This is a genomic window from Buttiauxella cochleicola (assembly GCF_021283185.1).
Lineage (GTDB): Bacteria > Pseudomonadota > Gammaproteobacteria > Enterobacterales > Enterobacteriaceae > Buttiauxella > Buttiauxella massiliensis.
The window spans coordinates 182,370-204,177 of the sequence record NZ_JAJSOS010000010.1 but is presented as its reverse complement, the minus strand read 5'-3'; the positions used below and the strand labels follow the sequence as shown (position 1 = coordinate 204,177).

Annotated in this window: 16 protein-coding genes; 13 read left to right on the top strand and 3 right to left on the bottom strand. The window is 47.6% G+C overall.

Annotated elements, in window-relative coordinates; all coding sequences use genetic code 11:
• The first annotated feature begins 463 nt into the window (after positions 1-463).
• The 12 genes from LVQ76_RS16625 (at position 464) to LVQ76_RS16570 (ending at position 16,048) form a co-directional block, all read left to right on the top strand.
• On the top strand, positions 464-2,656 hold the full coding sequence (locus LVQ76_RS16625) for a sensor domain-containing phosphodiesterase (protein WP_370639864.1): 2,193 nt from the start codon (positions 464-466) through the stop codon (positions 2,654-2,656).
• Between the two features lie 130 nt (positions 2,657-2,786).
• Positions 2,787-4,886 (top strand): methyl-accepting chemotaxis protein, encoded by a 2,100-nt coding sequence (locus LVQ76_RS16620; protein WP_232865789.1) that lies wholly within the window; start codon positions 2,787-2,789, stop codon positions 4,884-4,886.
• Entirely contained in the window at positions 4,873-5,958 is a 1,086-nt protein-coding gene (locus LVQ76_RS16615) for a chemotaxis protein CheB (protein ID WP_232865788.1), read from the top strand. Before LVQ76_RS16620 ends, LVQ76_RS16615 begins: the two co-directional genes overlap by 14 nt.
• Positions 5,955-7,379, top strand: a complete 1,425-nt coding sequence (locus LVQ76_RS16610) for a CheR family methyltransferase (RefSeq protein WP_232865787.1) — start codon at positions 5,955-5,957, stop codon at positions 7,377-7,379. The genes LVQ76_RS16615 and LVQ76_RS16610 overlap by 4 nt, the downstream gene beginning before the upstream one ends.
• Before the next feature lie 8 nt (positions 7,380-7,387).
• Positions 7,388-9,532, top strand: coding sequence for a hybrid sensor histidine kinase/response regulator (locus LVQ76_RS16605; RefSeq protein WP_232865786.1), 2,145 nt, complete (start codon positions 7,388-7,390; stop codon positions 9,530-9,532).
• 23 nt (positions 9,533-9,555) lie between these two features.
• Positions 9,556-9,924 carry a response regulator gene (locus tag LVQ76_RS16600; RefSeq protein ID WP_232922081.1) on the top strand — a complete coding sequence of 123 codons (369 nt, stop codon included), beginning with the start codon at positions 9,556-9,558 and terminating at the stop codon, positions 9,922-9,924.
• Positions 9,925-9,957: 33 nt separating this feature from the next.
• Positions 9,958-11,616 (top strand): diguanylate cyclase, encoded by a 1,659-nt coding sequence (locus LVQ76_RS16595; RefSeq protein ID WP_226811984.1) that lies wholly within the window; start codon positions 9,958-9,960, stop codon positions 11,614-11,616.
• Positions 11,613-12,137, top strand: a complete 525-nt coding sequence (locus tag LVQ76_RS16590) for a chemotaxis protein CheW (protein ID WP_232865783.1) — start codon at positions 11,613-11,615, stop codon at positions 12,135-12,137. The genes LVQ76_RS16595 and LVQ76_RS16590 overlap by 4 nt, the downstream gene beginning before the upstream one ends.
• A complete protein-coding gene (locus LVQ76_RS16585; RefSeq protein WP_232905188.1) occupies positions 12,121-12,480 on the top strand; it encodes a hypothetical protein in 360 nt (119 codons plus the stop codon). The genes LVQ76_RS16590 and LVQ76_RS16585 overlap by 17 nt, the downstream gene beginning before the upstream one ends.
• A 218-nt stretch (positions 12,481-12,698) precedes the next feature.
• Complete coding sequence (locus LVQ76_RS16580) at positions 12,699-13,709, top strand: sensor domain-containing diguanylate cyclase (protein ID WP_151993234.1); 1,011 nt, start codon at positions 12,699-12,701, stop codon at positions 13,707-13,709.
• Positions 13,710-13,748: 39 nt separating this feature from the next.
• Positions 13,749-14,930 (top strand): acetyl-CoA C-acetyltransferase, encoded by a 1,182-nt coding sequence (locus LVQ76_RS16575; RefSeq protein WP_151993235.1) that lies wholly within the window; start codon positions 13,749-13,751, stop codon positions 14,928-14,930.
• Between the two features lie 422 nt (positions 14,931-15,352).
• Entirely contained in the window at positions 15,353-16,048 is a 696-nt protein-coding gene (locus LVQ76_RS16570) for an oligogalacturonate-specific porin KdgM family protein (protein WP_064513498.1), read from the top strand.
• 181 nt (positions 16,049-16,229) lie between these two features.
• Here the strand turns inward: LVQ76_RS16570 and LVQ76_RS16565 are convergent, their stop codons facing one another.
• Positions 16,230-17,405: an oligogalacturonate lyase family protein gene (locus tag LVQ76_RS16565; RefSeq protein ID WP_232905190.1), complete on the bottom strand. Its 1,176-nt coding sequence runs from the start codon at positions 17,403-17,405 to the stop codon at positions 16,230-16,232.
• Positions 17,406-17,831: 426 nt separating this feature from the next.
• Here LVQ76_RS16565 and kduD point away from each other — a divergent pair, with 426 nt between their 5' ends.
• Complete coding sequence (gene kduD / locus LVQ76_RS16560) at positions 17,832-18,593, top strand: 2-dehydro-3-deoxy-D-gluconate 5-dehydrogenase KduD (protein WP_232865780.1); 762 nt, start codon at positions 17,832-17,834, stop codon at positions 18,591-18,593.
• A gap of 776 nt (positions 18,594-19,369) precedes the next feature.
• Here kduD and LVQ76_RS16555 read toward each other — a convergent pair.
• Together LVQ76_RS16555 and LVQ76_RS16550 are read right to left on the bottom strand one after the other, a co-directional pair.
• The gene (locus LVQ76_RS16555; protein ID WP_232865778.1) at positions 19,370-20,659 is read right to left on the bottom strand and encodes an ABC transporter substrate-binding protein; all 1,290 of its coding nucleotides are present in this window, start codon (positions 20,657-20,659) and stop codon (positions 19,370-19,372) included.
• A 14-nt stretch (positions 20,660-20,673) separates the two neighbouring features.
• Positions 20,674-21,801, bottom strand: a complete 1,128-nt coding sequence (locus tag LVQ76_RS16550) for an ABC transporter ATP-binding protein (protein ID WP_232865777.1) — start codon at positions 21,799-21,801, stop codon at positions 20,674-20,676.
• Positions 21,802-21,808 lie beyond the last annotated feature (7 nt).

The window sequence follows — 21,808 nt, the reverse complement described above, 5'->3', positions numbered from 1 at the left end:
AACACTTTCAGCACTGCGAGATATTGTCCTTCATTCAACATAATAACCTTTTATCTTATTAATAATAAATAGTTATATTTTCAATTATTTCATACTGTTATGTTACATTTTTACTGTTGAATTTGATGCTTTTTGATATCTCATGATGTCCATTTTTACATATAAATGGCTGTTCTTTTTTGTTCGAAAAGTGAATACAATTAAAGGGTAGCTTGAGGGTGGTTATGGTTTTACCTTTCGCTAGTCGCCAATAATATTAAAGTTATTAAGGGTGGTTGTTAATTATTTGTTTGTGCGGGTTTTGGCATAAAAATGTGCGTGTTATTTTTAGCTAGTATAAATGTTAATTAATTACGGCTTTTGTTTTATTTCATAATATCTACCGCAAGATTCTTGCCCATTTAGCAATACATTCACCAAACCACATAAATAATTTACAAAGCATACTCAACGGGTTAAACACTTGGACTCTACAGCGAGCAATAGTACAGCGTATACCAATAAACGGTGGATTTTACCGCTGGTACTCCCGTGTCTGCTTTACTTACTGGCGCAACTACTTAGTAGTCATCGGTTTTTTGAAAACCAGGTATTGGTAGTGTATGACCTGAGATTAGCGGCTCTGACGGCTTTGCTTGTGTTGTTTGGCTACAGAGTCATTGCAGGGGTTACTCTGCTTGCCGTTTACACATTGATATACCGGCCAGAACCTGAAATCTATGACCTGTTTTGCTATCAGTCCGCAGCACTGATCAGTTACTACCTTTATAAACAGAGTACAGGCTGGCGGAGTGCGGCAAGTTTTGGGCGTATAAAACTCACTACCAAAAGAATTATCTGGCTATGTGTTTGTAATGTTTTGCTAAACACCGTTATGAGTGAAGTGATTTGTCTATTTACGACCTATCACACCGGCACAAAAATGGTCTTTGATCATGTTTTCAATGCGGAAACTCTGGTCAGAATACAAGGGATGATGAACGGGTGTGTTACCGGCATTCCCCTGTTTTATACAGTGTTAAGGATTATTTGCCGTCCGAAGTATTGGTTTACTTGCGTAAGGACGATGAAGGCTCAGTTTTCTGCAGACGTGAGTCTTTCCCACTTTACCGCGTGGTCGGTAGTGCTGATTGCTCTGATGTACTGCCTGAACACTCCTTACCAGGGCTCGGTCTTATTCACGTTTTATAGCCTGATTTTAATCTTCCCGCTCATGCTGTGGAGTTCTGTTCGTATCGGCTATGTTTTCACGGCACCGGTCTGGACCGTGATGATGATCGTGCTGGCGAAGAACAACGCAAATTATATCGCGCTAAATGATGACTTCATGCTTCATCAGATGTTGGTTTCAACAGTCATTTTTATCTTTACCCTGACTATTGTCATTATGGGCGTTCTGGCGAGATTCAATACGTTACGCTTCGAGCAGTTGCTACATATGGGGCTCACAGACCCTATGACTAACATGCCTAATCTCCGGGCATTAAAAGCCGATGTAAAAGAATCCCCGAACTCTACGGTTTGCCTGATACAAGTTCCTGAAGTGGATCTGTTTGCCCGGCGCTATGGCACGCACTTTCGCGCCAGATACCAGAAAAAACTAGGCGAAACGCTGCGTACAAAGCTCAATGCCAACGAAAAGGTGTACTACCACGCGGGCTATGGTCTGTTGCTGAAACTCGAGCAGCCAAGCTGGGGAAGACTCAGCATTCTTTACAGAGCAGCGAATACGTTTCGTTATTCCCACAATAACCAGCAACTCGGTTTTCGTAGTGGGCTTGGCTATTGCCGTGCGACACAATTTTCCGACGACATTTACAGCCTGACAGGAAAGCTGGGTATCGTTTCCGGGCTATCGGTGGTGAGCGGTAAGCCTGAAAACCTCGAAGCACAGACCAGTCGCGCAATTGAAAACCATATTGTTGGCCGAACTGATATTCGTACAGTCTTACAGAGAACGCTGGATAACGATGCATTTGTCTTAATGGCTCAGCCTATCGTCAGTACCCGTGGCGAAGAGCGGTATCACGAAATACTGCTGCGAATGCTGGATGAAGAAGGTCGCTTTATTCCGCCGGATCGCTTCCTGCCGGTAGCAACTGAGGCGGGCCTGGCACCAGAAATTGATTTATGGGTGATTAAGAACACCTTAAAAAATATGCAGTTGTACCCTGACCGCTGTTTTTCAATCAACCTGACGCCGGTAACTATTTGTCGCGCAAGCTTTGTTAATAATGTTCAGCTATTGCTAACGCAGTTCGGGGTCGATCCACATAGGATCATCTTTGAAATTACCGAAGCGGACGCATTGTCTGATACTGAGCAGTCACAAAATACGGTGCGCTCGCTCAAAAGTCTGGGATGCCGGATAGCGATTGATGACTTTGGCACGGGTTTTTCCAGCCATGCTCGTTTAAGAGATGTCAGCGCAGACATTCTGAAAATAGATGGTTCTTTCATTCGTGAAATTACCGAGAACGAACTCAGCCGCTACATTGTTGAGTCGTTTTGTCATGTAGCAAGAATGAAGAATATGCAGGTCGTTGCTGAATATGTTGAAAATGAAAAAATTCAGCGGTGCCTGGAAAAAATGAACGTTGAATGGCTACAGGGCTATCACTTAGGTAAGCCTGTGCCTTTACTGACGTTGGTATGAAATGGCTGTGAAAAATCACTTTCTTTGGAATGATTTTTCTGGCCCTTACGCTCGCGTGTCCAGTGAGTACTGCACGTAGCAAGATATTAATTCGGCATTAATTTCACATTATCTAGATCACTGGAATCTCATGCATAAATTCTTAAACATGCAGCAACCTGCGGAAGCTGACGCCTTAGCTACTACGGAAAAATTTCTGACATCATGGCTGCATAAGTTGCAAATCGGTGTCGCCATGAAGTTGGGCCTGATGCTGGTTTCATGCATTGCTGTGTTGTTGGTTGGTGCATCCTTCCTGCTTTCGTCTTACCTGGCGACTCAGCTGCAAGATAATGCTCTGGAAGTTCTGCGTTCCAATACACGGATTTTCCACAATAACATCAACACTGAATACAAAAGGGTCCTGCGGGACGCTGAGCGTTATAGCAACGTATATATTAACAATTACCAGAATATGTCCCCGGCTCCGCTGCGTTCACTGGATGAAACTGCGCTTAAAGCTTTATTAAGTGATACCAATATTAATTCCCACTTCACTGAGTTAACCAGCGTATTCGCTTCCACCTTAGTGCGTGAAGGCGATCAGTTTGTGCGCGTTTCTTCGACCTTGCAGGGTAAAGAAGGAAAGATTGCCACTTCTACCGTTCTGAGCCATGACAACCCTGCATATGCTGCGTTAATCAAAAACAAACCCTTCTCTGGTGTAGTGGTGATTTACGGAAAACAGTTCATCAGCCACTACGAACCGATTGCCGATAAATTCGGCCAGGTTGTTGGGGCGGTGGCAATTGGTTTTGACGTTAAACTTGCTTTGCAGCCGGTCATTAAAGAACTGTTAGCGGTACACATCGGCGAGGGAGGTTACGCATACGTGCTGGATGCTGGATTTAGTCCTGGTACGATGGTCGCGCACCCGACTCTGGTGAATCAGCATGTTGAGAACCTCACCGACGCCCATGGTTATAAGCGTTACGCCGATATCTTAGCGCGTAAAAACGGCACGATTTATTACGAAACCGTCAGTGGATATGGTGCTGCTCCTCGCAAAAGAGTCGCGGTGTTCGAATATATTGATGGGATTAACTGGATCATCGCCACTACCAGTTATGTTGATGATGTTGCTCGCAGCAGCAACCTGGTACGCAATAGCCTGCTGCTTTTCAGCTTGCTGCTGATGCCAGTGATTTTGCTGTTGATTGCCGGAACCAGCCGAATCCTGATTTCCAAGCGCTTGAAGAACGTATTGAAAATTTCACAAGCGATTTCTCAGGGTGATCTCACCGTTGATATTCGTATCGATCATAAAGATGAAATCGGTGATTTGCTGAGCGCCAACGAAAAGATGCGGGCTTCTTTGCATGCACTGGTTGGCGGCGTTGTGTCCCATGCCCATCACGTACATGAAGCGGCACTAAAAATTACTGAGGCTGTTGATGGCCAGGCTTCTACTAGCGTTGAAACCTCTTCTTCGGTAGCAGAAATCACCTCGACCATGGAAGAGTTGTCAGCTTCTTCTACGCAGATTGCTGAGCATTCTCGCGCAGTGGTAGACATTGCCAATGTGACTCTTGATGACTGCAACAAGGGCTCCGATTCGATGGGTGAATTGCTCACTCGTATGTCTGATATCGACAACGACAACCAGCAAAGCATGCGCGAAATTATGATGCTGGGTAACAAGTCTAAAGAGATTAGCCGCGTGATGGTTATCATCAACAACGTTGCTGACCAGACTAAACTCATTGCCTTTAACGCGGCTCTGGAAGCTTCTAGTGCTGGCGAGTCCGGTAAACGTTTCTCAGTGGTTGCTGCAGAAATTCGCCGTCTGGCAGACTCAGTGACTGAATCGACCTTTGAGATTGAGAACAAAATCAGCGAAATCCAAAACTCGATTAATCGCCTGGTCCTTAACGCAGAGAAGGGCAGCAATAGCATTAAAGCGGGCACTAAAGCCTGTAAAGTCAGCGCCGACCGCTTACATGACATAGTAGCAACTGCTGAACAAACCTCTACCGCGGCCATGCAGATTTCTTTGTCTACTCAGCAACAGAAAACGGCAAGTAATCAGGTGGTTATGGCTTTGCGCGAAATCGTAGTTGCCAGCAATTACACCTCTCAATCAATTAAAGACATTCTGTCCATCAGCCAGGATATGACTCAGTTATCCGAAGAGTTGAACCAGGCCTCAGGGTCTTTCAAATTGACGGATAGACCTGATGAACAGGCCTAAAATTCGGGTGCTGATCGTCGATCATGGCAGCGTGTCGCGCAATGATCTGACTAGACAGCTTGAGAGCAATAAAAACATAGTGGTCGTAGGCCAGGCTGTGCATCGCGAACAAGCGGCGAGCCTGGTTCAAAAGATGGCTCCGCAACTTCTGGTGCTGACGTTAGGTGCGCCAGGTCCGGAAAACGTCGAAACCGTTGAAACGATTATGGCCACTTGCGCGATCCCTATTATGGTGATGCGTTACTATCCCGATGCGCAGTGGGATGCGGAGTTCATCACGCGTGGTGCCCTGGCTGTGGTAAACAACCAGGGTGAGTCGGCACAGGCGACTAAAGCGTTGCATCGCCAGGTTGAGATGTTGGTCGGTGTTAAGGTTATTCGCCATATCCAGGGGTTGCGTCAGCATTCCGAGGCTGCGTCGACAAATAATACTCTGACAAATAGCACGCCAGCGTCAGTCATTGCCGATACGTATCATCGTCAGTGGCCTTATGTGCTAGCAATCGCCTGCTCAACGGGTGGGCCGCAGGCGCTTAGCAAATTACTGCAGGCACTGCCTGCAGATTTTCCATGCCCAATTATTATTGCGCAGCATATTGCTGACGGCTTTGCCAAAAGCATGGTTGAGTGGCTGGATAGCGTCACTGAACTCCAGGTGCAGTTAGCCCAGGAAAATGATGTGTTATGTGCCGGCCACGTTTATATCCTGCCTCCTGAGCACCATCTGGTGGTCAAAAAGTATCATCGTTTGGCTGTTATTCCTCGCAAGGCGACAGATGTTTACCATCCTAGCTGCAATTTGCTGCTGGAGTCTGTGGCTGAAGTTTATGGTGAAAAAGCGGTAGGACTCATCATGACGGGCATGGGTAGCGATGGATGCCGTGGCATCGAGGCTATCTTCCATAATGGCGGTAAAACGCTGGCGCAGGATGAAGTTTCTTCCGTCGTATTTGGTATGAATAAATTCGCCATCGACAAAAACGTCGTTCATAAGACACTTCCGCTGGAAAAACTTGCTGGTGCTTTGTTGGCTATGGCTCGTCTTGGGCAATCTGAGGGCAAACTGCCATGATCCCAAATATTGCGGCCTTTAAAACACTCATCAAGGATAGAGTGGGTCTGCATTTTTTTAATGGCATGGAAGGATTGCTTAATGCGGCATTGCAGCAGCGCATCTCTGAGCGCGGAAAAGAGAGCTTTGAAGAATACTATGAGATCCTCTGCGTCTCGACTGACGAATTCGATAAGCTTCTTAGCCTACTGACGATTAACGAAACGTACTTTTTCCGTGAGCCGGATGTGCTGGATATCATTTGCGATAAGCTGGTGCCGCGCATTCTTGAGCAACGCAGTGGCCCGGTGCGCATCTTAAGCGCAGGCTGTTCTTCGGGCGAAGAAGCTTACTCTCTGGCAATAAAGCTCCATCAGAAATACCACGATAAATTCATCGACAACGTTGAGATTCACGGCTGCGATATCGATACCAAAATTCTGGAAAAGGCTCGTGCAGCAATTTACTCCAGTTACTCTTTCCGTGGTGTCGATCCTTTATTGCAGCAAAGCTATTTCACACGCAACGGTAACCAGTTCCAACTGCATGATGTGATTCGTAATAAGGTGAAGTTTCACCGCGCGAACATTGTTAAAGAACAGCTTCAACCCACATTCGATATTATTTTGCTGCGTAACGTCTCCATCTACTTTGATGTCGAAACGCGCCGAGCACTGCATTTTAACCTGCTGAACATGCTGCAACCGGAAGGGGCGCTGTTTTTTGGTAACGCTGAAACGCTGGCTAATAATTTTGGCATCCTGAAGCTTAAACAAGAGTTCGGGAATTTCTACTTCTGCCAACCTAAAGCGGCGCGTACTCAGACTCCGGCAGTCAATGTACGACCACGTATTATTACTCCGGTTATTCCGGCCGCCGCACCTTTCATTGACGCTCCGGTTCCTTCCGCGCAGCAGTGTGATAGCTGGATTAAAAAAGCACTCGCCTGCGTTGCTGACAAACGCTTTTCTGAAGCAGAAGAGCTGATAGGTCAGGTGTTGAATAGCGACATTCATAATCTGGAAGCGCTGGTTATTAAAGGTGCCATTGCACTGGAGAAATGTGAGTTCGAGCAAACGGCTTTAAGTGCGAAACACGTGCTTGAGCTGGATGAATGGTCTGCGGAAGCGAAAATGCTACTTGGTTTGGCAATGATGTGGCAGCAGCATACCCAACAGGCGATTGCCTGGTTTAAACAGGTTGTTTATCAACAGCCTGGCTACTGGCCTGCCCATTACTACCTGGCGGAAATGTATCGACAAAGCGAGTTGTACCGCCCGGCTCAACGGACTTATCGCATTACTCTTCAATTACTCAACGCCGAAATGAGCAATACCGGCAACGCCACCGCATTGCGGCTGCCGCTGTCATTTCCGAGTAATTCTTTTCGTTTTCTTTGTGAACATCAGCTGGCGCAGTTCACCACTCAGGATGGGCAATAGAGAACCGTATGGCTATCGATCTTAAAAAATTTGTGCTGCGCTTTATTGATGAAGCAAACGGCCATTTACATACCGTAAAAGAGGGGGCGTTCCTGCTCTCATCTGGTCAAAATACCGACGCACAAATCGGAGAGATGTTCCGTGCGGCACATACCCTGAAAGGGGGCGCGCGAATGCTGAAATTGCAAAGCATCGCCGATGTCACCCATCAGCTTGAAGAGATATTAAGCGAGCTACGAGATAAGAAACTCGAGCCTAACCAAAGCCTTGGTACATTAATTCTTCAGGCTTGTGACTACATTTCAAACCAACTGGCACAACTGTCGGCAAGTGAAGGTAATAACCAGTTGCCTCCGGCAGATGTTGCATTGTGCGAGCAGTTAGCCCGCGCCAGCCGTGGAGAAATGGGCACAGAAGCTGATGAAGTGGTTAAAGCCCCGCTAGAAAAACCGGCCACTTTGCCATCGCTCGAAGTATTAGATGGTGGCTTAAAACAGGCCGGTTCGGTTCGCGTTAAGCTCGAAAAACTCGATGACCTGATTAACATCCTCGGTGAAGTTGTCGCCAGTCATGACCGTCTCGAGCAGCAAGTACACACGTTAGTCAATCTTGGGCCGCGGCTGGCACAAATGGATGTCGAACAACTGCGCAAGCAGGTTCTGCAATTCAGCCGCAAGCTAAAAGATGATTTCCAGGTTCAACATCTCCAGATGCATGAACTTTATGATGTTGCCACCACCATTCGTATGCTTCCGGTGTCGATGCTGTTTGAACCGGTCTCAATGCAGGTGCGGGAACTGGCATCCTCCCTGAATAAGCAGGTGGACTGCCGTATTTTGGGTGGTGAAGTAGAGATCGACAGGCAATTAATCGACAGACTCTCTGAGCCTTTAACCCACTTGCTGCGTAATGCCGTTGATCATGGTCTTTGCGAAGCACCAGAACGGTTGGCTGCCGGAAAGTCGGCGCGTGGCACCATCACCCTGACCACTCAGCAAGACGGGCGCGGTATTTTGCTGCGTGTGGAAGATGATGGCCGTGGCCTGGATTACGCGGCGATTCGCGCTAAAGCGGTGGCTCGTGGTTTGGTTGATGCGGCTGTGGTTGATCAGCTTTCAGAGCTGGAATGTAACGAGCTTATTTTCCACCCGGGTTTCTCAACCAGCAAGATTGTCACTGAATTATCCGGCCGTGGTGTGGGCCTGGATATTGTTCGCAAGACTATTGTGACTGATTTACAAGGCACGCTTCAGGTCCATAGCCGTCCTGGGCAAGGCACCACCTTTATTATCAGGCTGCCCATTTCTCTGGCAATGATGCGCATTTTGCAGTTTGAACAGCAGAACCATCTTTTTGGGGTTGCTGCGCAGTACGTCGTTGAAGTGGTTAAATATTCTCGTGATGAAATTCGTGATATTGCCGGGAGACCGGCAATTATTCTGCACAACGAATTTATCCCGGTTATCTCCGCGGCTGAAATACTGCGTATCAACGACAGGCCTGGAGTACATAACTCATCGGCCTCTAATGCGAATGACTTGCTGCTTATTATCATTCAGAACCAGTTTGGCAAGATGGCGATGCTGGTGGACAGCTTGCTCGATGAACGCAGCATGATGATTAAGCCTCTGCCGAAGCATATGCAGCAGCAGTCGCTAGTCTCTGGCATGGTTCTAAGCCCCGACAATCAACTGGTCAGTATCTTGCAAGTTCCAGTTTTAATGGAGATGGCACAAAAACAAGGGCAGCCACGGACCGCTGCACCTAAGCCACAAGTTCGACAGAACTCATGGCATGTGCTGATCGTCGATGACTCATTGAATACGCGTGAAATTGAGAAAAACGTTCTGGAAGCACACGGTTATCAGGTCACGCTCGCCGAAGATGGATTCTCGGGGTTACAAAAAGCGCGTTTAACACAGTTTGACGCAGTATTGACGGACGTAGAAATGCCTGTGATGGATGGATTCTCGCTCACTAAAGCATTGCGTGCCGAAGATAATTACCAACATATTCCGATTATTATCGTGACTTCACGGGCTAAAGAAGAAGATCGCCGCCGAGGGATCCAGGTGGGTGCGGATGCATATATAGCCAAGGGTGATTTCGAACAGGATAGCCTCATAGAAACATTAAAAATGCTTTTATGCTGAAGGCTTAAAAAGTGAGAAAAGAGATGCGTGTTTTATTAGTTGATGATGATTTGTTTGCTGCTGAACTGGCTTCGGTATTTCTGGAAATGAACGGCTATGAAGTGGTTCTTGCAGAAAGTGCAATGTCCGCATTAGCCAATCTTGATTCTGATGATGGAATCGAATTGGTCATCAGCGATTTCCATATGCCGGAAATTACCGGGCTGGATTTATTAGAGGTTTTGCGTGCCAACGGCTGGAAAAAACCTTTTATTTTACTCAGCGCCAGTGAGATGACTGACATCACTATCATTCCGGATTGCTGGGTGAAGAAAGACGAGAATATGGCTGAAAGACTGGTGGCTGTAGTGAATAAATTACTCAAGCCAGATGCTGCTGCAGAGCAACTATAAATCATGATAAAACAAGAATTTATGCAAAGTACGATGAATACTGCCCAAGATAAAATCGCTCGCTTGCGTCAGCGCTTTTTGCAACGTATTCCCGTGATGCTGAGCCAGGCAGATGCTCTGCTGGCAAAATTAGTCACTGAACCGAACGAAGTGGATAGTAAGCAATTGCACCTTTTGTTGCATAGCATCCACGGAACCAGCGCGTCGTTTGGTTTCACGAAAATTGCCAGCCAGGCTGCTGAAGGTGAGCACCTGTTAGTGAGTCATTCTGTTTCGGATACGAAATACAGCAAGCTTGGCGAGATATTACGCCAGCTATATGCATTGACTGAAGAGCAGATGGAAAGCGCACGTCGTGGAGCAGACTCTTTAGTTAAGTTCCCGATAGCGGCTTCGACTCAGGAAGAGGTTGCGATTAATCGCACCATTAAGCCTGTTTATCTGTGTGACGATGAATGCGACCAGGCTGAATTACTGGCAACCCAACTTCGCTGTTTTGGCTTTATCTGTTATGTGTTTACCAACACGGCCGATTTTACCAAGGCGGTTTTATCACAGCCTCCGTCAGTGGTCATTATGGATGTTAGCTTCCCGGATAACGCTTATGGCGGCCCGCTTGCGATGTCTGATCTGAGAGAGAAAGTCGGCACACCTTTCCCGGTGCTTTATCTTTCCTGCCATAGCCATTTCCACGCTCGCATTAATGCGATTAAAGCCGGCTGTGATGGTTACTATGTAAAACCCGCATCAACCACCGATTTAGTTCAGGAGTTGCACCGCTTAACGCAACCGTCACTGAAAAAACCGTATCAGGTTTTACTGATTGATGATGAGCCTGAAGTCGCGCAATACAATGCCGAGATGCTGCGTATGGCGGGGATGGAAGTGCATGTTCTTACGCAGATTCCACACTTGCTGAATGTTCTCAATACTCATCCGATCGATATTGTTCTGATGGATTTCCACATGCCGGACTACAGTGGCGAAGAACTGACAAAACTGATTCGTCAGATCCCACAACATATCGGTTTGCCTATCGCCTATCTCTCAAGCGAAACCAATAAGAAAACCCAGTTTGGGGCGATGAGTACCGGAGCTGAAGATTTTATTATTAAGCAGGCCGATCCGCAGGAGTTAATTAATGCGGTTTCGATTCGCGCAGAAAGAATGCGTACACTGCGTGCTCGCATGTCTCAGGATAGTTTGACGGGCCTCTATAACCACTCAACGACGACGCATTATCTGGAAAGCGCCATCACAGAGTCCAACTACAGCGGTATTCCATTTAGTCTGGTAATGGTCGATTTGGATCACTTTAAAAATATCAATGATACCTACGGTCATGTCGCGGGCGATCAGGTGATTCTGGGCATCTCACAGCTGTTTTCCCACCGTTTACGCAGCACCGATATTGTTGGGCGCTATGGCGGCGAAGAGTTTGCGATAATTATGCCGGGCACCACGCAAGAACAGGCAGCCGCAGTGGTTGAAAGACTGCGCCAGGGATTTGAAAAAATTCACTTCTCAGTCAACCAGACTAACTTCAGCAATACCTTCAGTGCGGGAATTGCCTCCTGGCAGCCGGGAGACAAAATAGAAACTATCCGCGAACGTGCAGACCAGGCTCTATATTCTGCAAAACAGCATGGCCGTAACCGTTATTGCATTGCCGATGATAAGGAAGTTGCATGAGCGAGCCATTAGAGCAAATACTCAGTCTCTATCAGGACGAAAATCGGGAAATTGCCAACGTTGATGAACCGCAGTGCAGCCTTGTTTTGTTTAAGCAGGCTGACAAAAATTTTGCTTTTTACGGTTCGCAAATAAAAGAGATTTTGGCTGAGCGCCCTATTTCATGGGTGCCGGGCTGCCCGCCTTCTCTTGAAGGGGTGATTAATTATCGTGGGCGCGTTGAATCAGTGATTAACATTAATCAGTTAATTGATGCCGCTGGTCAGGATGTGCCAGGCAAACGCACAATTTTTATTGGCCGGGGCAATAAAATGCAAAGCGGGATACTTATCGACAAATTAATAGATGTGCTGGATGTGGCTGAAAGCCTGATTCTTCCTGCCGCTGATAATTTATCTGCTGGTATGCAAAAAGTGGTGGTCGGTATTGTTCCTGTAGGCCACGAGTATTTTGCGCTACTGGATTTGAATTTAGTCTTTGAGCGTTACCTGGAAACCAGTGGCTATGACTCACTCGCTTAGTCTTGCGGCAGTGCGAATCACCCTCGGGAAGATGCATTTTTATATCCCATCATCGCAGGTGCAGCGCTGTGTGCTGGCGGGACCCGATACACCGGATATACAGCAATTTAGCCAATGGCTAGGGTTGCCGGATGAGCCACAGAGCGGTATGCATCTGCATTTATTAGTGCCTGCAAGTAACGTCGCAAAAGGTTGGTACTTCTGGGGAGAGCTGGAAAATGTGGTACTACGGCCAAATGAAATACTCCCGCTACCCGTGATATTGCAGCAATGTTGCAAATTACCCGGGCTGCGCGCGCTAGTGCAGGATGAAAGCCTGAGTCCGTTATTAAGCTGGCGGTGAATATTGCGCCGCCCGCTCTCTTCGTTATCACTACGTCAAATTCGCAGATAACTCCCTGAGCTACGTTTCTTCAATCTTGTGAAAAATGAATCCATCCAACGAGTGGCAGACTCCCAATAGTCATATTTGGCAGGGGAAGTCGTACTCAAAATATGTTAAAAACATGCCCATCTGAGATTTACATCTGTGCGATTAATTAAAAAGGTATACCCGATTTTATGTCTGACAATCTTATCGAGCGTATTTCCACCGCGTTAGAATCTGAATACACACTTGAGGGGCTTGTCCGACAGTTGCTGGAAATGCTCGAATTGGTTACCAACATGGAGTCAACTTACCTGACTCGTATTGACCCGGACGGCAGTTTCCAGCATATCCTCTTTGCCCGTAATACCCATCACATGCAGATCCCTGAAGGCCTTTCGGTTCCTTGGGGTGATACGCTTTGCAAGCGCGCGTTAGACGAAGGAAAGCGTTACACCTGCGATGTGGCCAATGTTTGGGGGGATTCGCAGGCCGCGAAAGCGTTAGGCATTACCACTTACGTCAGCACGCCGGTAACACTTGCGGATGGTTCTTTATATGGCACGCTGTGCGCAGCCAGTTCCGAGCATCGCATTTTGACCGAGCGTAGCGAACAAGTGCTGCAACTCTTTGCACAGCTGATTGCGCAACAAATTCAGAATGAACAGCTTTTGCAGCAGCTCCAGCAGGCAAATGCCGCGCTCACTACCGCCAGCTATACTGATGAGCTGACTGGGCTGCCTAACCGTCGAGCAGTATTTGAAAAGTTACCAAAACTCTTTTCTCAGGCTCGTCAGGATGCGCGTTTTGTGTTGCTGGCTTTTGCCGATCTGGATGATTTCAAAGAAATTAATGATGTTTATGGCCACGATTCTGGTGATGACTTCCTCTGCTCCATTGGGCAGCGCTTGCAAGCAGGTGCCCGGCCTGACGATATAATAGGGCGAGTCGGTGGTGATGAGTTTATCGTGGCCGGTATTGGTCCTAAAGAGTACGGCATGGCGCTACAGGCAGCGCAGGCATTCAAAATTCGCCTCTCAAACTTGCTGACTGGCGAGTATCAGCTACATTCCAGTGTGATTAATTATGCAGGCCCCAGTATTGGTGTTGTTGCAATCAACCCAGAGCTAACCGATCACGATCAGGCGTTGCGCGAAGCTGATGCCGCGATGTATCTCGAGAAAGATCGTCGCCGGGGCTTATAACCTTTCCAGAAAAGCAGTCACAACGTTGCGGAGATAATGATGAAAGATGTCGTGATAGTGGGGGCTGCACGAACGCCCATTGGCTGCTTTCAGGGGGCTCTGTCACCACGTAGCGCTTCGGAGCTGGGGAGTGCGGTGGTTAAAGCGCTACTAGAACGCAGCGGCGTAAGTGAGCAAGAAGTTGATGAAGTGATCCTGGGGCAGGTTCTCACTGCGGGAGCCGGGCAAAACCCTGCGCGCCAAACCGCACTGAACAGTGGTTTGCCGTGGTCTGTTTCCGCTATCACCATTAATGATGTTTGTGGCTCCGGCTTAAAAGCGCTTCATCTTGCGACTCAGGCGATTCAATGTGGTGAAGCTGACGTAGTGATTGCTGGTGGACAGGAGAATATGAGTCGCGCTCCACACGTTTTGGCCGATAGCCGTAACGGTGCTGGCCTGGGGAATAGCCAGCTCATCGATAGCCTTGTTCATGATGGATTGTGGGATGCCTTCAACGATTATCATATGGGCGTGACGGCTGAAAACCTTGCGCGTGAATATGGTATCAGCCGTGAAAGCCAGGATGCCTATGCTCTGGCATCACAACATAAAGCGCGGGCAGCGATTGATGCCGGGCGTTTTAAAGATGAAATTGTGCCGGTGGCGTTTGAGACTAACAGTGGAAAACTGGTGATTGTTGATACCGACGAACAACCACGCACCGATGCCAGTGCCGAAGCTCTGGCGCAATTGCACCCAACCTTCGATATTCAAGGAAGCGTAACCGCGGGAAATGCCTCTTCTATTAATGACGGTGCCGCAGCAGTATTAATGATGAGCGCCAGCAAAGCCGAAGAATTGAATCTGCCGGTGTTGGCTCGTATCAAAGCTTTTGCAAGCGTTGGTGTTGATCCCGCTTATATGGGCATTGCGCCAGTCACCGCGACTCAGCGTTGCCTTGAACGCGCGGGCTGGAAGCTTGAGGAGCTTGATCTTATCGAAGCCAATGAAGCCTTTGCGGCGCAGGCACTTTCGGTGGGAAAAATGCTTGAATGGGACGAGCGCAAAGTGAATGTTAACGGCGGTGCGCTGGCGCTAGGGCACCCGATTGGCGCGTCCGGCTGCCGGATTCTGGTGTCGCTGGTGCATGAAATGATCAAGCGCGATGCCAAAAAAGGGCTGGCGACGTTGTGTATTGGCGGCGGGCAGGGCGTGGCGCTGGCAATAGAACGCGACTAATTTCCTATATTAATTTTGATTATTGATTTTTAAGAACACCGCCTTATGGGCGGTGTTTTTTCTTTTACAGAGGTCACACTTTCACTCCATTTTATTTAACTGCGTCACACCCCCCCTGTTACTCATTTTAATTGATAAGCGTCCACCCATTTTAATTTCATTTAAGTCCTCAGCTTTTTCTTGTGTAAATAAATTTAAATATCATTGAAATGTGTACCAAATGAAGTTTTTGGTTATTTTAATGTGATGTTTGTCGCCAAATATCAGGTGCTGTTGGTTGTTTTGTTGATAGTCATCACGAAGATTACCAGATGTTAATTTCGACATAAATATTTACGATCTCGATCACTAAAATAATGTTCATTTAAAAATAAAATCCAGTTTCATAATAATGAAACGATATTTCAATGAGGGATTTATTTATGTTGAAGAAAACTCTGGGTCTGGCAATGTTGATTGGTGCTTCTTTTGCAGCCCAGGCTGTAACCGTCGACTTACGCCATGAATTCATTGACGGTGGTAAAACGGACTCAACCAACGCCGACCGCGTCTCAGTTTCACATCGTTTTGCAAATGGTTTTGGTTTCTCTGTCGAAGCGAAATGGAAATCAGGTGGTGATAATACCGATCAGCCGTTTAGTGACTTTGTAGGTAATGGCCATGAAGAAGCCATTAGTTGGCAATGGAAAGCGGATAAAAATTTCTCTGTAACACCTGGTTTTAATATTGAAAGTAACGATAGCCGTTCTATCTATAAGCCAAACTTACGTGTGCAATATAGCTTCGATAATGGCTTCTATGTTGCTGCTCGTTACCGTTATGATTACACCCGCTACCCGGCTAACGCTAAGAAAGATGACGATAAAGTCAACCGTGGTGATGCATGGGCAGGCTTCGTGATGGGTGACTGGCGTACCGAGCTAAACTATGTTTACGCACGTAGTGAAGAGGGTAATGCTCGTAATAACAACAAGCCTTATTCTCAGGAATACAACGTGAAGTTGGCTTATAAATTGGATAAAAACTGGGCTCCATATGGTGAAGTCGGTAACGTTGGGGTAAATGATCGCGACGATCGCCAGACGCGTTTACGTGTCGGTGTTGCGTACTCCTTCTGATAGTTTAATCCTTTAATAATCCTCTCCCAGCCTCTGCTATTAGCAGAGGCTTTTTTATATTTGAATAAGATATAAAGTGATTAATTTTAAGTACACAGCCAATACCTTAAATAAATAGATATAAAAAAGCCCTCTCATAAAGAGAGGGCAAGGCCTACACAGGGCACACTATGTTTATCTATCAGGCAGAAATTAATTCTGGGTTAGCAGGCATTTTGGCAATATACAGTGCAGGCTTACCATCTTTATCGGAGCTGAATAAAATGGCACTGTCATCCGGAGTAAATGAAGGGTGCGGATGCGTAACCTGGCGGCTATTAGCAAAAGTTGCCCAGGAAGTATCGTGGCGAGCGACGCGGAAATAAGCTTTTTTCGCTACATCGAAGGCATATAAATATGGATCGTTGTCGATGGTGTAACCGCTAGTATCTTTAACGTCAACCGGAGTACCGGAACCGTCTCCAACCAGCAACGAACCATCGAAGTTACTCATCAGGTGTGAACATGCTGGCATCTGCATGACTTCGGTATTTTCGCTGTTATCCGGGTTGTAACTATAAATGGTGCGGCCTTGCTGACCTTTCAAATAAGAAACGTACATAAGCGAAGAACCGTTTGGTACCCAGAATTCATGTGTGCAGCTTTCGCCTTCAGCATGCTCCTTTACTTTGCGCACGTTGCTACCGTCTTCGTTAACCATCCACATGCGTGCATCAACCAGGTCGTGCGGACCTTCGTGACAGAACGCAACGGTGTTGTCATCGAACGGGCGGTAAATTGGGTGGCCGAGCCAGTTTTTCTCCTGGTGGATAACGGCACTTTCGCCGGTTTGTAAATCCACACGCAGCAGGCGGCAGTTTGGACCTTTATGGAAGAAGTCATGGAAGATTTTCCAGTCGTTCAGTGGAACCCAATCGTCTTTGGAAATTTCAATACCGACTAATTTGGTGCAATCGCTGTTAGCAACCCAGGTACCGTAACCAACCCAGTCAGCAGGTACACGATAAACTTCACGCTCAACCAGAGTTTCAAGGTTAACTTCCAGCAGCGTGCGCTCGTTCTTCACATAATAGAGAGATTTGTCATCCGGGGAGAGGAAACCACCAAAGGTATTGTCGCCAGTACCTTCCGTTAACTGTATGGCTTCGGCAGCGGCGATATCCAGCAGATAGTAGTTCCAGTTACCGTCAAATTCGCCTGCGAACAGTAACTTACTGCCATCCTGGGTAAAGCATTTTTGGTAGAAGTAATTGCGGTGGCACGTTACTTCTGGTGGCGTTAAGCGGGTGACTTCGACGCCTGTGTCTGGGTCCTGGCTCACTTCATAAACCAGTTTAACCCGCATACCTTTAGCCATGATGCTCTCCTTTAAATGACAATTCATATACCCGTCATCCTGCAACTCGAATGTTAACGGATATCCGGTGAAATCAATGTTCAAAATTCTGGTGTTAATTTATCAAAACATTGTTTCAATATGTGTGATTGCATTCACTAAACGGCAACACCACTATCAATACTTTCAGTAAACAGATGCATTTAAGGGATAAGTGCAGAGGGAACGTGATCGAAATATCAAATTTGAGAAGTATTCTCCGAAAGTTGAAACAACGTTTCATTTATAATTGAAAAGCGATTTCAACAAGATTACTATGAATCCATCAAAGATTACGGAACAGCGTTTTTACCGTAAGTGATTTATGAGTTGCGCAATTTGCGTGAACAAATTTTTCCCCAAAATGCTTGCGCTTACAGCAGGCCCGTATAAAAAAAGGAAACCTACATGATTCTGGATTCATTCTCCCTGGAAGGTAAAGTTGCTGTTGTTACTGGTTGTGATACAGGTCTGGGCCAGGGTATGGCTATCGGTCTTGCAGAAGCTGGTTGTGACATCGTTGGTATCAACATCGTTGAACCGGCTGAAACCATCGAGCGTGTAAATGCTCTGGGTCGCCGCTTCCTGAGCCTGACCGCTGACCTGCGCCAGATTGATGGTATCCCCGCTCTGCTAGAGCGTGCTGTTGCTGAGTTCGGCCAAATCGACATTCTGGTTAACAACGCAGGTCTGATTCGTCGTGAAGATGCCATCAACTTCAGCGAAAAAGACTGGGACGACGTAATGAACCTGAACATCAAGAGCGTATTCTTCATGTCTCAGGCTGTGGCTCGCCAGTTCATTGCTCAAGGCAAAGGCGGCAAAATCATTAACATCGCTTCTATGCTCTCTTACCAGGGTGGTATCCGCGTACCGTCTTACACCGCTTCTAAAAGCGCAGTTATGGGTGTGACTCGTCTGCTGGCGAACGAGTGGGCACAACACGGTATCAACGTGAATGCTATCGCACCGGGCTACATGGCGACCAACAACACCCAACAACTGCGTGCTGATGAAGAGCGTAGTGCTGCAATTCTGGAGCGTATCCCTGCTGGTCGTTGGGGTCTGCCAGAAGATCTGAAAGGTCCAATCGTGTTCCTGGCATCTACTGCTTCTGATTACATCAACGGTTACACCGTTGCAGTTGATGGCGGCTGGTTAGCGCGTTAATTCGGGTCAGCGGTGGATGACGCTTGCGCTTATCCACCCTACAAAACCCATTCTGTTTGTAGGTCGGGCAAGCGAAGCGCCCCCGACACCATCAAACGATAGAGAAGCCTCCTGAAACCAGGAGGTTTTTTTTTAATCTGTGAGTCGCGAGACTGTTCCGTTCACTAGGAGTTCAGTGTTTTATATAGCCACTGTACCGGTGAACGTCTTAGGGTGACCACCGTCGTCACCCTAAGAACCCGGACTCCCGGCAAATCAATCGCCGCAAGCGGTAAACACCGTTTTTCACCCAACATTCGCGGTCGTTCGCGACTCGTTCCCGACGATCGCTCACTCACGTGGCTCCCGGCCACGTGACCCCGACTGAAGGGTGAAAAACGGCGCGATTGAAGCCGGAACCTAAGGTCAACGTCAAAACCCAAAGACAGCACCGAGCCGGTTTTGACCTTATTCCCGGTATAAATTGCCCCAGTGTTCGCCATAAGTCAGGGTTGAGCTGCCGGGAGCGAGTCGCGAACGACTCTGATGTTGGGGATAAGCTGGGGTTTACCGCGCAGCGGCAATTTAATGACCGGGCGACAGGATTATCAAGGAGATGGCGTAATCTCCTTGATACGTTCACCGTTTTCGGGAATGAAAGAGATAACTGAACGCACGGGTGAACGGAAAATCAACGAGGCTTACAGATCTCACCCTGACAAAATTGCCAGGGTGAGTTGTGACTAAGAGACAGCACCGCAAGCGGGGCAGGGTATCTATCCAAAAACTTAGGCTAATTAACGCATTGCGCGTTTCAGAATACGGTTACCCTGGCGTTCAAACTCAGCAGCGGTTTCTTCTACGGTTTTCTGGCCATAGTCGATGTACTGCAAAGAAGTACCGAACAGGGAAACAATCTGCGGGTCATCAAAGTAAGGCGATGTTGGCAGTTTGTTTGGCAAAGATTGCGCCAGCTTCAAGCCCGCAACCGCCGGGTCGTTATCTTTAATCACGCCGTCAGCAGTCAGTTGGGTCACAGCCGCTTTGCTCAACGGAACGCCTCGCTCAAGGCCCAGCGCTTCCACGCCTGCTTTTTCGTTCAGCAAGAAGTTAATCAGCATCGCTGCTTCTTTCGGGTGCTTGGTCGTTTTGCTGATAGAGAACATCTGTGCTGGTTTAAAGAACATACCGGCATCTGTTGCACCTGGCAGCATTGGGTAAGAACCCAACTCGAGTTTCGCTGGTGGCTTCAGGTTGTCGGAATACTTTTTAATGGTCGAGTTCCACATATAAGTACCGGCCCATTCGCCCTCAATCCACGGCTTCATCTCATACATATTGCTCTTACCAAATGACGCATAGTATTTGGTATCAGGCATTACGTGGCTGTCGATAAGTTTTTTGTACATGCCAAAGAACTCAACCCACTGTTCTTTGGAGTAGCCGAATTGCTTTTTCGCGGTATCGATTTCAGGAATATTGTATTTCTGCACCATGTAAGAGCGCAGCAGGGACAGCGTATCCTGGTGCTCAAGCACTACTGGGAAATATTGCTTGCCCAGTTTGGATTCAAAGGTTTTACCCGCCGCCATCAACTCATCCCAGGTTTTCGGGTATTCAACACCCGCTTTTTTCCAGGTTTCATCGTTGAAATAGAACACGCGCGCAGTCACGGAGATTGGAATGCCGTTCAGCTTGCCGTCAACGGTGGTGGTTTGCAGCTCTTTCGGATCAAACTGCGTCAGATCCAACTCACCTTTCACGGTATTTAGATCGTAGAATCCGGTGCCGGTTTTGGAGAAAATTGGCAGCCAGTTCCAGTTTGTCTGCATCACATCAGGCTCGGTACCGCCCGCAATCTGCGTAGTCAGGCGCGAAAGGTGGCCGTCCCAACCGGTGTATTCAGACTTCACCTTAATGTTTGGGTGTTGCTTCTGGAACTCTTCCACCGCTTTCAGTGTGACCTGATGGCGACCGTTGCCACCCCACCAGGACATACGTAAATCAACATCATCTGCCGCAAATGCCGAGCCGGCAGCCATTCCTAAAGTAGAAGCAATCAGGGTACTTAACAGCACTTTTTTCATTATGATAGATCCTGTTAGAGAGAGATGTTCTGTTCAGTTTTAGCGTCGAAAATATGACATTTTTCCATGTCAAACTTGAAATACACCTTACGGTGAAGACCCTTTTCAATCATCGGCTTAGCTTCATCGGAAGGGATGCGGCAGGTCATTTCAAAATCAGCTACTTTCAGGTAGATGAAGAATTCATGACCCATATTCTCTACACGCACCATCTCACCGCTGGAATGGCTTTCAGCGAACGGTTCATCAGAGATTGAAATAAACTCAGGACGGATGCCGAAGAAGATGTCCTGATCTTTGTATTCAGCACAACGCTTCTGCTGGCGCTCGTTTAATGCCAGTGTGTCGTGACCGACGCTAATTTGCAGACGGCCATCTTTCTCAATCAGCTTGCTCGGGCGAATGTTCATTTCTGGCGCACCAATAAAGCCTGCCACGAACATGTTTTTCGGGAAGTGATAGAGGTTATCTGGCGTATCCACCTGCATGATATGACCCAGTTTCATGACGCAAATACGGTCGCCCATGGTCATCGCTTCGGTCTGATCGTGGGTTACGTAAACGGTGGTCGCAGGCTTGCCGCTCTTCTTCAGTTGCTTATGCAGGTCGGAGATACGAATACGCATCGACGCACGCAGCTTGGCATCAAGGTTAGATAACGGTTCGTCGAACAAGAACACGTCAGGCTTTTTCACAATCGCACGGCCTACAGCCACACGCTGTGCCTGGCCGCCGGATAACTGGCGCGGCAGACGGTCCATCAGCTCATCGAGCTCAAGGATTTTGGCCGCTTCATTCACCTGGGACTCGATTTGCTGTTTTGGCAGCTTGCTGAGTTTCAGGCCAAAGGCCAGGTTTTCACGCACGGTCATGTGCGGATACAGCGCGTAGTTCTGGAACACCATCGCGATACCGCGAGATTTCGGTGCCAGGTTATTCACCACGCGGTCGCCAATTCTGACTTCACCGCCGCTGATGGTTTCCAGACCTGCGAGCATACGCAGGGTGGTTGATTTCGCGCAGCCAGATGGGCCGACGATAACCATAAATTCACCGTCTTCAATCTTCAGGTCGATACCATGAACCGCCTGGAAGCCGTTGGAGTAAACTTTTTGCAATTTGTTGAAAATAACTTCAGCCATGATATTC